The 12,470-nt window shown below is 70.8% G+C and carries 10 protein-coding genes; 5 read left to right on the top strand and 5 right to left on the bottom strand.

Features of this window, described 5'->3' with window-relative positions; genetic code table 11:
- Positions 1 to 11: 11 nt before the first annotated feature.
- The 3 genes from CAL29_RS07880 to CAL29_RS07870 all read left to right on the top strand — a co-directional run bounded on the left by CAL29_RS07880 (position 12) and on the right by CAL29_RS07870 (position 3,862).
- Complete coding sequence (locus CAL29_RS07880; protein WP_094852337.1) at positions 12 to 1,238, top strand: acyl-CoA dehydrogenase family protein; 1,227 nt, start codon at positions 12 to 14, stop codon at positions 1,236 to 1,238.
- A gap of 24 nt (positions 1,239 to 1,262) precedes the next feature.
- Positions 1,263 to 2,462, top strand: coding sequence for an acyl-CoA dehydrogenase family protein (locus tag CAL29_RS07875; protein ID WP_094852336.1), 1,200 nt, complete (start codon positions 1,263 to 1,265; stop codon positions 2,460 to 2,462).
- A 71-nt stretch (positions 2,463 to 2,533) separates the two neighbouring features.
- The gene (locus tag CAL29_RS07870) at positions 2,534 to 3,862 is read left to right on the top strand and encodes an LLM class flavin-dependent oxidoreductase (protein WP_094852335.1); all 1,329 of its coding nucleotides are present in this window, start codon (positions 2,534 to 2,536) and stop codon (positions 3,860 to 3,862) included.
- Positions 3,863 to 3,930: 68 nt separating this feature from the next.
- On the opposite strand, the gene CAL29_RS07865 is transcribed toward CAL29_RS07870, so the two are convergent.
- Together CAL29_RS07865 and CAL29_RS07860 are read right to left on the bottom strand one after the other, a co-directional pair.
- On the bottom strand, positions 3,931 to 5,256 hold the full coding sequence (locus CAL29_RS07865; protein ID WP_094852334.1) for an O-acetylhomoserine aminocarboxypropyltransferase/cysteine synthase family protein: 1,326 nt from the start codon (positions 5,254 to 5,256) through the stop codon (positions 3,931 to 3,933).
- Between the two features lie 48 nt (positions 5,257 to 5,304).
- Positions 5,305 to 6,441 carry an aminotransferase class V-fold PLP-dependent enzyme gene (locus CAL29_RS07860; protein WP_094852333.1) on the bottom strand — a complete coding sequence of 379 codons (1,137 nt, stop codon included), beginning with the start codon at positions 6,439 to 6,441 and terminating at the stop codon, positions 5,305 to 5,307.
- 256 nt (positions 6,442 to 6,697) lie between these two features.
- Between CAL29_RS07860 and CAL29_RS07855 the strand changes: the two genes are divergently transcribed.
- Complete coding sequence (locus CAL29_RS07855; protein ID WP_094852788.1) at positions 6,698 to 7,723, top strand: amino acid ABC transporter substrate-binding protein; 1,026 nt, start codon at positions 6,698 to 6,700, stop codon at positions 7,721 to 7,723.
- A 2-nt stretch (positions 7,724 to 7,725) separates the two neighbouring features.
- Complete coding sequence (locus tag CAL29_RS07850) at positions 7,726 to 9,918, top strand: ABC transporter permease subunit (protein WP_094852332.1); 2,193 nt, start codon at positions 7,726 to 7,728, stop codon at positions 9,916 to 9,918.
- Positions 9,919 to 10,001: 83 nt separating this feature from the next.
- Here CAL29_RS07850 and CAL29_RS07845 read toward each other — a convergent pair whose 3' ends face one another.
- From CAL29_RS07845 to CAL29_RS07835, 3 genes are all read right to left on the bottom strand, one after another.
- Positions 10,002 to 10,370, bottom strand: coding sequence for a response regulator (locus CAL29_RS07845; RefSeq protein WP_094852331.1), 369 nt, complete (start codon positions 10,368 to 10,370; stop codon positions 10,002 to 10,004).
- Positions 10,371 to 10,591: 221 nt separating this feature from the next.
- Entirely contained in the window at positions 10,592 to 11,086 is a 495-nt protein-coding gene (locus CAL29_RS07840) for a DUF1090 domain-containing protein (RefSeq protein WP_094852330.1), read from the bottom strand.
- 73 nt (positions 11,087 to 11,159) lie between these two features.
- A complete protein-coding gene (locus CAL29_RS07835; RefSeq protein WP_094852329.1) occupies positions 11,160 to 12,422 on the bottom strand; it encodes an alpha-hydroxy acid oxidase in 1,263 nt (420 codons plus the stop codon).
- Positions 12,423 to 12,470 lie beyond the last annotated feature (48 nt).

The raw sequence follows: 12,470 nt of genomic DNA, 5'->3' as shown, positions 1-12,470 counted from the left end.
GGAATCCGAAGATGCCGCTGAACCCATCCACGCCCACATCCACGCCCGCTCCCTATTTCGACCCCTTCCCGCCCCCCGGGGACGACCCGCTGCTCGCGCGCGCCGTCGCGCTGCGACCCTTGTTGCAGGCCGACGCCGTGCAGCGCGACAAGGCGGGCGGACGGCCCGTCGCGCAGGTCGCGCTGCTCAAGCGGCAGAAACTGAACGCGGCGGCCATCCCGCCCGGCCATGGCGGCGACGGCGCATCCTGGCAGTCCATCCTGCGCGTGGTGCGCGAGCTCGCGCGCAGCGACGGATCGCTGGCCCATCTCTATGGCTACCAGCACCTGCCCATGCACGCCGTGCTCGCCAAGGGATCGGACGAGCAACGGCAACGCTGGTTCAGCCAGGCCGCGCGCGAACAGTGGCTGTGGAGCAATGCCGGCAACGCAATGTCCAGGACCAGCGCCGCCGAACGGATCGCGGGGGGATGGATCGTCGACGGCTTCCGGCCCTTCTCCTCGGGCAGCCACGTCGCCGACGTGATCCACATCGCCTGGGAAGACGCGGCGGGCGCGCGCCGGTCGGCCTTGATCCCGGCCGACCGCGCCGGCGTCGTCGTCGAGGACGACTGGGACGGCATCGGACAGACCCAGACCGGCAGCGGCACGGTCAGCTTCCATGGCGTGCGGGTCCGCGACGACGAGGTTCTCGGCGACGCGAGTACGCCCCTGTCTCCCTTTGAATCCCTGGTCTCGCTGTTGCAGCAATCCGTGCTCGCCAACGTCTTCATCGGCAGCGCCCAGGGCGCGCTGGACGAAGCGCGCGCATACACCGTCGCGCACTCCCGCCCGTGGATCCATTCAGGGGTACAGCGGCACATCGACGATCCCTGGATACAACGCGCCTACGGCGACCTGGCCATCCGCACGCTGGCCGCCGTCGAGCTGGCCGACGACGGCGCGGCGCGGCTGGACCGCGCCTATGCCCTGGGCCACTCGCTGGACGCGAAAACGCGCGGCCGCCTGTCCATCGACCTGGCCGCGGCCAACGTCTATGCCGGCGAGACGGCGCTGGACGTGACCGAGAAGATCTTCGAACTGATGGGCGCGCGCTCCGCCACCCGCGCGCGCGGCTACGACAGGTTCTGGCGCAACGTGCGCACGCATACGCTGCACAACCCCGCCGAGTACAAGAAGCGGACCATCGGCGCCTGGCTGCTGCGCCATCCCTATGCGCCGCTGGGCGCCTACCGTTGACCGGAAATGTTGACCGGGAATCCCATGGCTTTCGATCTGGACACCTCCAATCCCTGGTACGCCAAGGCCGCGCGCCTGCGCGAACGATACGCCGTGGACGCGGCGGCCAACGACAAGGCGGGCGGACGGCCCCTCGCGCAGCTTGCGCTGCTCAAGGAAAGCGGCCTGCTGAAACTCCTGCTTCCCACGGACCTGGGCGGGGACGGCCAGCCCTGGTCGGCCGCCTTGCGCATCGGACGCGAATTCGCCAAGGCGGACGGCGCCATGGGCCATCTCTATGGCTATCATTTCAGCGCGCTGCTGGGCCTGGGCCTGCGCGGCGATCCCGAACGGGCGCGGCACTACTGGCGCGAATCGGCGCGCAACAACTGGTTCTGGGGCAATACGGCCAACAGCTTTTCCAGGAGCCTGTTCGGCCGCCCGGACGGCGACGGCTACATCCTCGACGGCTTCCGGCCCTTCACCTCCGGCGCCCACATCGCCGACCGCCTGTCCATCGCCTGGGAGAACCCGGAAGGCACGGAACGCCGCTTTGCCGCCATCCCGGCCGACCGGGCAGGCGTCGTCATCGAGCATGACTGGGACGGACTGGGCCAGACCCAGACGGGCAGCGGGCGCGTCAGCTACCACGGCGTGCGCGTGCATGCGGACGAAATCCTCGGCGGACCGGTGCCTTTCCAGCCCACCGCCAGCGGCGCCGCCCCCTACCGCACCCTCGGACCGCTGGTCCAGCAGAGCGTGCTGCTGAACGTCTTCGTCGGCAGCGCGCAGGGCGCCCTGCTGGCCGCGCGCGACTATACGTTGACGCATTCCCGTCCCTGGATCCATTCGGGCTTGCAGAAACACGCGGACGATCCCTGGATACAGCGCCAGTACGGCGAACTGTGGACCCAGACCCGCGCGGCCACCCTGCTGGCCGATCGCGCCGCCGCGGCCCTGGACCGCGCCTGGGCGCGCGGCGAAGCGCTGTCCGCGGACGAACGCGGCGAAGCGGCGCTTGCGGTGGCCGCCGCCAACGTGCTCGCCGGCGACGTCGCCCTGCGCGTGACCCGCGAAATGTTCGAGGTCATGGGCGCGCGCTCGGCCACGCGCACGCTCGGCTTCGACCGCTACTGGCGCAACGTGCGCATCCACACCCTGCACAATCCCGCCGAATACAAGACGCGCAACGTCGGCCGCTGGCTGCTGGGCCTGGGCCATCCCGCGCCGGGGACTTTCCAATGAGCGCGCCGGGCCGCCCCAAGCGCGCATCCTCCCCCGGGGAGGCGGTCGCGCAGCGACAGGAGGGCACACCAATGATCACATCCGACGCGCCGCGCGAGCTGCACCTGAACGTCAACGTCCTGCATTCCGGCTTCCTGCCTTCGGCCTGGCGCGTGCCGCAAGCCGACCCTTATGCCTTCGCCGACATCGGCCATTACGTGGCCATCGCCCGCATGGCCGAGGCCGCCAAGCTGGACGCGGTGTTCCTCGCCGACAACGCCGCCATCGCCGACCAGATCCAGTACCGTTCGATCACGGCCCTGGAACCCACCGTGCTGCTGGCCGTGCTGGCCGCCAGCACCTCGCGCATCGGCCTGATCGGCACCGCCTCGACCAGCTACAACGAGCCCTACAACATCGCGCGCCGCTTCGCCACGCTGGACCACGTCAGCCGCGGCCGCGCCGGCTGGAATATCGTCACCACGGCCGACCTTCCCTCCGCCCGCAACTTCAACCGCGACGACGTGCCGGAGCACGGCGCCCGCTACGCGCGCGGCGACGAATTCACCCGGGTGGTGAAGGACTTGTGGGACAGTTGGGCCGACGACGCCTTCCTGGGCGACAAGGCCGCCGGCCGTTTCACCGATCCGCGCCGCATCCGCCCCATCGCGCACGAAGGGGAATACTTCAAGGTCCAGGGCCCGCTGAACCTGCCGCGTCCTCCGCAGGGCCATCCCGTGCTGGTGCAGGCGGGCGCCTCCGGCGACGGCCGCGAGCTGGCGGCCCGGCATGCCGAAGCCGTATTCTCGGCGTCCATTTCCCTGGACGAAGCGCGCGCCTACCGGCGCGACCTGCACGAACGCGCCGAACGCCATGGGCGCGGCCCGCGGGCCATCAAGGTCCTGCCGGGCCTGACCACCATCATCGGCGATACCGAGGCCGCGGCGCTGCGGCGGCGCGACGAACTGGTCGACCTGATCCCGTGGGAATACAGCCTGAACCGGCTGGCGGGCACGCTGGGCATCGCGCCGGACCGCATCGATCCGGACAAACCCCTGCCGCAAGACCTGCCGCTGCCCAACGGCGGGCGCGGCAACCATACCTTCTTCCACGCCACGCTGGCCGCCGGCCGGCGCACCGGCCTTACGGCGCGCCAGTTGGTGCGCGAACTAGCCGGCGGCGGCGGACACCGCGTCATCGTCGGCACGCCCGAACAGATCGCCGACGACATCGAGCACTGGTTCCGCGAAGGCGCCGCGGACGGCTTCAACCTGATGCCCGACGTGCTGCCGGAAGGCCTGCGCGCCTTCGTCGACGGCGTGGTGCCCATACTGCAGCGGCGCGGGATATTCCGCACGGAATATCGCGGCGGCACGCTGCGCGAGCACCTGGGATTGCCGCGGCCGGCGCGCCGCGATTGAGGCGGACGCAGGCCGCTTGTTTCCCGGGCTCCTTGTTTCCCGGGCTCATTGATCCCTGGGTCCCGGCGTCAGACCTTGGCCAGCGCCTGGTCCAGGTCGGCCAGCAGGTCGTCGATGTGCTCGATGCCGATGGACAGCCGCACGGTTTCCTCGCGCACGCCGGCCTTTTCCAATTCGGCCGGATCGAGCTGGCGGTGCGTGGTCGAGGCCGGATGCGTGGCCAGCGACTTGGCGTCGCCGATGTTCACCAGGCGCGTAAACAGCCGCAGCGCATCCTGGAACGCCGCGCCGGCGGCGCGGCCGCCCTTGATGCCGAACGTGAACAGGCCCGGCGCGCGGCCGCCCAGGTACTTCTGCACCAGCGCGTGCTGCGGATGATCCTCGAAGCCGGCATAGTTCACCCACTCGACCTTGGGATGGCCGCGCAGGAAGGACGCCGCCTTCTGGGCATTGTCGACGATGCGGTCCACCCGCAATGCCAGCGTCTCGATGCCTTGCAGGATCTGGAACGCATTGAAGGGCGAGATCGCCGCGCCGGTATTGCGCAGCGGCACCACGCGCGCCCGGCCGATGTAGGCGGCCGGGCCGAAGGCTTCGGTGTACACCACGCCGTGGTAGCTGACGTCCGGCTCGTTCAGGCGCTTGAAGCGGGCCTTGTGCCGGTCCCACGGGAACTTGCCGCTGTCGACGATGGCGCCTCCCAGGCTGGTGCCATGGCCGCCCAGGTACTTGGTCAGCGACTGCACCACGATGTCGGCGCCATGCTCGATGGGGCGCAGCAGATAGGGCGACGCCACCGTGTTGTCCACGATCAGGGGCACGCCGTGGCGATGCGCCAATGCCGCCAGCGCGCCGATGTCCGTGACGTTGCCCAGCGGATTGCCGACCGACTCGATGAACACCGCCTTGGTGCGTTCGTCGATCAACGGTTCGAAGGAGGCGACGTCGCGCGGGTCCGCGAAGCGGGTCTGGATGCCGTATTGCGGCAGCGTGTGCGCGAACAGGTTGTACGTGCCGCCGTAGAGCGTGCTGGCCGACACGATGTTGTCGCCCGCCTCGGCCAGGGTCAGGATGGCGTACGTCACGGCCGCCTGGCCGGACGCCAGCGCCAACGCGGCGATGCCGCCTTCCAGCGCGGCCACGCGCTGTTCCAGGACGTCCTGGGTGGGATTCATGATGCGCGTGTAGATATTGCCCGGCACCTTGAGGTCGAACAGGTCCGCCCCGTGCTGCGTGTCGTCGAAGGCGAAGGCCACCGTCTGGTAGATGGGCACGGCCACGGCGCGCGTGGTGGGATCGGGGCGATAGCCGCCGTGCACGGCCAGGGTCTCGAATTTCCAGTCGGGGGCGGCCGGAGCGGCCGTGTCCGGGGTGGATGTCTTGGGGTCTGCCATCGGGTCGTCTCCAAAAAAATGAAAATGCGAATCGGCGCCGCGCCCGCTTCAGCGCAGGGAAGCCGCCGCGCGCAGGATATTCTCGATATCGCGCGTGTCGTTGTAGGCGCCCACCGACAGGCGCAGGTAACCATACTCCACGATCGTCGCCACGATACCAGCCCGGGCCAGGCGCGCCAGCGCCGCTTGCGGATCCGGCAGGCGCAGCGCCTGCGTGGTGCTGGCAGCGGGACCGGCAGGCGGCGACACCACGTCCAGCCCCAGCTCGCGCAGGCCATGGCCCAATTGCGCCGCCAGCGACAGGACATGGGGTTCGATGCGCGCCGGATCGCCCGCCTCGATCAGGTCCACCGCCGCGCGCCAGCCGGCGATGGCCGGGAAGTTCAGGTTGCCGGTTTCCAGGCGCCGGGCATCGCCCGCGTCGGCCACGGCGATCTCCCACCGCGCGCCGGCCTTGTCCAGGGTGGTGACGCCGTTGGGGCCGACATGCGCCGGCGCCAGCGCATCCAGCAGGCGCGGGGAGACATGCAGCAGCCCCACGCCCAGCGGACCCAGCAAGCCCTTGTGTGCGCCGGCCGCGAAAGCGTCCACATGCCAGGCGTCGGCCTGCGCGCGCAGCAGGCCCGCGGCCTGGATGCCGTCCACCACCAGCCAGATGCCTCGCGCCGCGCAGCGGCGGCCGAGTTCGGCGATATCCACGCGCAGGCCGGTGCTGTACTGCACCCAGGACACGGCGACCAGGCGGGTGCGCGCATCGACGCGGGCCCAAAGGTCGTCCACGTCGAAATAATGGTCGCGCGCCCGCGCCACCCGCAGCTCCACGCCCTTGCGGCGCAGGTTCAGCCACGGCAAGGCATTGGTCGGATGCTCCTGGTCGTCCACCACCACGTTGTCGCCGGCCTCCCAGTCCAAGCCCTGGGCGACGATGTTGATGCCCTCGGTGGTGTTCTTGGTAAACGCCAGACGGCGCCCCTCGCCGCCGATCAGGCGGGCCAGCCGCGCGCGCAACGCATCGGCATCGGCCAGCCATTGCGGCTTATCGCTGCGCGCATGCGTAATGCCGTCCAGGAAATCCGCCACGGCCCGCGTCACCACCGGCGCCACCGGACTGGTATAGGCGATATTGGCATAGGTCTTTTCCCGCAGGACGGGAAAGTGTTCGCGAAACGCCTGCTGCCAACTCATCGCCGCCTCTCTTCTCTTTGTGCCCGGCGTCGACGCCGCATGAAGGCATGGCGCCCGCGCGCCACGCCGCCGTCCGCCATCGGCGTACGCGCATCGATTCTAGGCGCGGCGGCTGTCGCGCCATAAATGTTGTTTGTTCATTTGCAAATACAAACACCGTCGTTGTTGCCGGCCGCCGCATGGCCAAGAATTCGCCCCTCGCGGCAATCGAAACCAAGGACGAGAAATGGCGTTGTCAAACGTGCGGCGCAAGCCGATGCTCCGATTTCTGGCGGCCGGCGCCCTGGCGCTGGCCGCGCAACTGGCCGTCGCGCAGGCCGCTTCGGCCGAGACCACGGTCGAGCGCATTACCAAGCGCGGCGAGCTGGTGTGCGGCGTCAGCCAGGGCTCGGCGGGGCTGTCCATCGCCGACAGCCAGGGCCGGTGGACCGGCCTGGACGCGGACCTGTGCCGCGCTCTCGCGGCGGCGGTGCTCGGCGACGCCGGGAAAGTGCGTTATGTGCCGCTCAGTTCGCAGCAGCGCTTTCCGGCGCTGCAATCGGGCGAGATCGACGTCCTCAACCGCAATACCACCATCACGTCGGGCCGCGACGCGGGGCTGGGCATCGTCTCGGCCGGCATCGTCTTCTACGACGGCCAGGGTTTCCTCGTGCCGCGCAGGTTGAACGTGAAGAGCGCCAGGGAACTGGACGGCGCCCAGGTGTGCGTGCAGCCGGGCACGGTCAACGAACAGAACCTGGTCGACTACTTCAGGAAGAACAAGCTGGCCTATCGGCCCGTGGTCATCGAGAACCTGGTCGAACTGGAGCAGGCTTTCTACGCCGGCCGCTGCGACGTGTACCTGTCCGACGTCTCCACCCTGGCGGCCAGCCGCGCGGCGCGCGCCGGCAAGCCCGACGATTTCGTCATCCTGCCGGAACGCATCAACAAGTCGCCGCTGGGACCTTTCGTGCGCCAGGACGACCCGCAATGGATCGCCATCGTGCGCTGGACCGTGAATGGCCTGGTGGCGGCGGAAGAACTGGGCGTGACCTCGCGCAACGTCGACCAGCAGGACAAGAGCCAGGATGCGCAGGTGCGGCGCCTGCTGGGCCTGGACCCCGGCGTGGGCAAGAGCTTCGGCCTGCGCGAAACCTGGCTGCGCGACGTCATCCGCGCCGTCGGCAACTACGGCGAGATCTGGGACCGCAATCTCGGGCCGGCCACGCCGCTCAAGCTGGAGCGCGGCCTCAACGCGCTGTGGACGCAAGGCGGCCTGCTGTATTCGCCGCCCTTCCAGTAACCGTGCGACGCCTGCTCGGCGCCGCCGGCGGCGGTCTGCTCCTGGCCGCCCTGGCGGCGTTCCTGCTGGCGTATCTGCAGCATGCGCAGACGGCGCGCGGGGTGCGGGGCGGCTTCGGCTTCCTCGAACAGGCCGCGGGCTTTCGCATGGCCGAAGGCCTGTTCGCGGTCGCGCCCGAGCAGTCCTACGGGCTGGCCCTCGTCGCCGGCCTGGTCAACACCCTGACCGTGGCGGCGATCGCCCTGCCTTGCGCGACCTTGCTGGGCGGGGTGCTGGGCCTGATGCGCCTGTCGCGCCACCCGCTGCTGGCGCGCGCCGGCGCCCTGGCGGTCGAGCCCCTGCGCAACACGCCGGTCCTGCTGCAGTTGTTCGTCTGGTACGGCCTGCTGCTCAACCTGCCCGACGTGCGCCATGCGTGGACGCCCCTGCCCGGCGTGCTCCTGTCCAATCGCGGCCTGGCCTTGCCCGCGCCGCACGGCGCATGGCCTTATGCGGCGGCGCTGGCGGCCTGGGCGAGCGCCGCCTGGACGCTGCGGCGCGGAAGCGCGGGCGCCGGGAAGCCACGGACCGGGAAGCCGGGCGGCGCGCCGGCGCGCGCGGCCGGCGCCCGGCGCTGGTCGATACTGGCGGCGCTGGCGTTGGCCCTCCTCGCATGGCTATGGTTGGAGGCCCCCGCGGCAACGCTCGACCTCCCCCGCAGGCAAGGCTTCGGCCTGCGCGGCGGCTGGCAGATCAGCGTCGAGTTCGCCGCGCTGATCCTGGGCCTGGCGGTTTTCCATGCGGCGTACATCGCGGACATCATGCGCGGCGCCGTACGCGCGGTTCCGCTGGGCCTGGTCGAGGCGGGCCAGGCGCTGGCCCTGACGCCGGGCCGGCTGTGGCGCCGCGTCATCCTGCCCAACGCCGCGCGCGCCGGCCTGCCGCCCTACGCCAACCAATGCCTGGCCGTCATCAAGAACAGCACGCTGGCCATCGCCATCGGCTACCAGGATCTCATGGCCGTGATCAACACCGCGATCACGCAGACGGGCCTGGCGCTCGAAGGCATGACGCTGGCGACGGGGATATACCTGGCGCTCGCCATGTCGCTCGGCGCCGGACTGGCGGCCTGGAACCGGCGCCTGAGCCGGCAGGACGCCGGCAGTTTCCACGGTCCGCGCTGGGGCGCCCGGCTACCGTCTTCCCGCCTGGCCGCCGCCGCGCTGTGGGGCACGCCCGCGCGCGTCGTCGTGACGCTGCTGACGTCGGGGCTATTGGGGTGGCTGGCGTGGCGCCTGTCGTCCTGGGGACTGCTGGACGCCATATGGCGGGATCCGACCGCCTGCGCCGCCGATGGCGCCGGCGCCTGCTGGGCGGCCGTGCGGCTGAACTTCCCCTTGCTGGTCTACGGCACGATGCCGGCGGCGGACCGGCCCGCGGCCACCGTGGCCATCGTCGCCCTGGCCGCCGGCGTGTGGAGCGGCGCGCTGGCCGGCGGCTGGCCCTGGCGGGCACGGCTGTATGCGGCCGGCCTGGCGGGAGTCGTCGCGCTGTCCGCCCTGGCCGGCTGGCCCTGGGGCCATGCCTTGCCCGTGCCGCGCTGGAACGGCCTGCTGGCCACCCTGCTGCTGGCCGTCGCCGCGCTGCTGCTCGCCCTGCCGCTGGCCATGCTGCTGGCGCTGGCCCGGCGCGCGCGGCGCGCCCTCCTGGCCTGGCCGGCGGCGCTCGTCATCGAAGCCGCGCGCGGCGTGCCCCTGCCGGCGCAACTGCTGTTCGCGTCCTTCGTGCTGCCGCTGCTTTTCGACGGCGGCATCGCCAAGTTCTGGATGGCGCTGGCGGCCCTGGCGCTGCACACCGCCTGCCTGCTGGCCGAAGTGCTGCGCGGCGCCCTGCAGGCGGTGCCGGCGGGACAACTGAGTGCCGCGCGCGCCCTCGGCATGACGACGGCGTCCGCCTATTGGCACGTCGTCTGGCCGCAAGCCCGCCGCATCGGCACGCCGGCCGCATTGGGCGTCTTCGTCGGCGCCGTCAAGGACACCTCGCTGGTGGGCATCATCGGGGTCTTCGACCTGCTGGGCGCGGCCAAGGCCGTGGTCGCGGATACCGTCTGGCGGCCCTACCACGTCGAACTCTATGCCAGCGTGGCGCTGTTCTACTTCTGCGTCTGCGCCCTGTTGTCGCGCGCCGCCCGGCGCGCGGAAGCCGGCGCGGCCTGAGGCGGCCGCGCCGGGGGGGCCAGGCGTGGCCAAGCGTGGATTCGCGGGGCCGGCGGTTCGCCCGGTTCGGCGACAGCGCCGGTTCAAGCGTGGCCGTTCAAGGTCCGGCCCACGACCGTCACCAGGTCATCCAGGTCGAAGGGCTTGGCCAGGAAGGCCGAATAGTTGTCGCCGCAGGCGACCGACACGGAGTCCTCGGGCAGGCCGCTCATGACGATGCAAGGCACTTCCTGCAGGTAGGCATTGTCCCGCATGGCGGTCAGGAGGGACGCGCCGCCCATGCCGGGCATCATGACGTCGGAAATCACCAGATCCGGTTTCAGCTCGACCATGCGCGACAGCGCCGCCAGCCCATCGGTTTCCATATAGACGCGATGCCCCGCGTTGGCCAGGGCATCACGTACGATTCTTGCGAGGGCGGCCTCATCATCGACCACCATAATCTTTGCCATATCAACAACTCCATCGCGCCGCGCGCGACCCTAATGCTAGCCTCAGGCGGCCGTCCATCGCTACCCCGGGACGACCCGGCCGAGGCGCGGCGTCAGCAACTATCGTTCCCGGGCATCCGGCATCCGGAGGCCGGCGCCTGGCGCGCCAGGGCGCCGGCGCGGCGCTGCGGCCTCCCGCATGCCGCATGCCGGCGCGCGGGACCAGAGGGTCGGACGGCGGGTCAGCGATAGAGTTCCGCCTGGGCGGCACTGAGGTCGGCGCGCGCCTCGTCGAGCTTGCGCTGCGCCTTGGCGATGTCCTTCTTCTTGCCCTTGGCCTGCTTTTCGGCGAGCTCGTCCTCGCGCTCCTTGACCTTGGCCTGGGCGTCGCGCACCTTGCCCTCGCGTTCCTGCCGCAAGCCGGCGTCGGTGCACTGGTCAGCGCCCGCCAGCGCCGCCTGCAGGCCCTGCACGCGGGCCTTGTTGCCGCTTTCCCGGGCATAGCGCAGCTCGCGCTCGATGTCCTGCTTCTTCCCGGCGCAGCCTTGCAGGCGTTCCTGGACCGGCGGCTCCGCGGCGTGCGCGGGCGCCCAGGCGAGCAAGGCCGCGAGGGCCAGGACATGGCGGATCGCGCCCCGCGAACGAGCGTCCGTCCCCGGAGAACGCGTCGGGATCGAACGCCTCGGCGTAGCGGTGCTCAGCGAAACAAAGTTCTTCAGAACCGGGGACTTGGACATACGGACTCCTCCTTGGCCCCGCATGGCGCGGGCGATCCGAGGAGGATAGCCGCGCCCCGCCCCGCCGGCAACGTCAGCCGCCGCTTCCCGCCGAGCCGGCGCCGCCTTCCATCGCCGGCCATTGCCGGAACAGGCTGTCCGGCCCCAGCTCGGCGATGCTGTTCAGGCCCAGCATCGCCAGGTTGCGCGACACTTCCTCGTGCAGCAGCGTCAGGGCGTGATCCACGCCCTCGCGGCCGCCCACCGCCGCCGCGTACATGAAGGGACGGCCCGCGAACACGCAGGCGGCGCCCAGCGCCAGGGCCTTGAGCACGTCGCCGCCGCGCCGCACGCCGCCGTCCATCATCACCGTCATGCGGCCGCCCACCGCGTCGACGATGCCCGGCAGCGCGCGCAAGGGCGCCACCGCGCCGTCGAGCTGGCGTCCGCCATGGTTGGAAACGATGATGCCGTCGGCGCCGCAGTCCAGCGCCTTCAAGGCGTCGCCCTCGTGCAGCAGGCCCTTGATCACCAGATTGCCGCGCCACTGCTTGCGGATGGCCCGGACGTGTTCCCAGTTCAGGTGTTCGCGCCCGGTCGTGTCGCGTAGGGCGCTCAGCGACAGCATGGGCGCGCCGCGCGTGGCGAAGGAGTTCTCGAAATGCGGCATGCCGTGGCGCAGCAAGGTGCGCGCGAAGGTGCCCAGCAGCCAGCGCGGCCGGATCATGCCGTCCCAGGCCAGGCGCAGGCTCGGCCGCAAGGGCATGGAAAAGCCGGTGCGGACGTTGTTCTCCCGGTTCGCCCACACGGGCAGGTCCACGGTCAGCACCAGGGTCTGGAAGCCGGCGGCCGCGACGCGCGCGATCAGGCCCTCGATGCGCGAGGCGTCGCCGGGCAGATAAGCCTGGAACCAGGTCGCGGGCGCCGCCTCGCGCACCTCCTCCATGCGGATCAGGGACGTGCCGCTCATGATGGCCGGCACGCCGGCGGCCTGCGCGGCCTGGGCCAGCACGATGTCGCCGCGATAGGCGGAGATCGCGCTGATGCCGACCGGCGCGATGCCGAAGGGCGAACGGTAATCCTGCCCGAACAGGGTCACGCCGGTGCTACGTCCGCTGACGTCGACCATCACCTGCGGGCGGAAGCGGTAATCGTCGTATTGCAGCCGGTTGTCGCGATAGGAGCGGTTGGTCTCCGCCGCGCCCACGATATAGCCGAACAAGGGGCGCGGCAGATGGCGCCGCGCCGCCGCCTCGAAATCGTCCAGGCACAGCAGCGGACGCAGGCGGCGCGGGAGGGAGGTCAGCGGCGCATAGGCGGCGCGGGCGGGCGTGGGCGTGGGCGTGGAGGTGGACATGGCGGGCGAGGGATCGAGGGCGAATGACGGTAGGCGGGTAGGCGATGG

Origin of the sequence: Bordetella genomosp. 10 (genome assembly GCF_002261225.1) — a bacterium.
Lineage (GTDB): Bacteria > Pseudomonadota > Gammaproteobacteria > Burkholderiales > Burkholderiaceae_B > Bordetella_C.
This window is presented reverse-complemented; position numbering and strand designations above follow the sequence as displayed.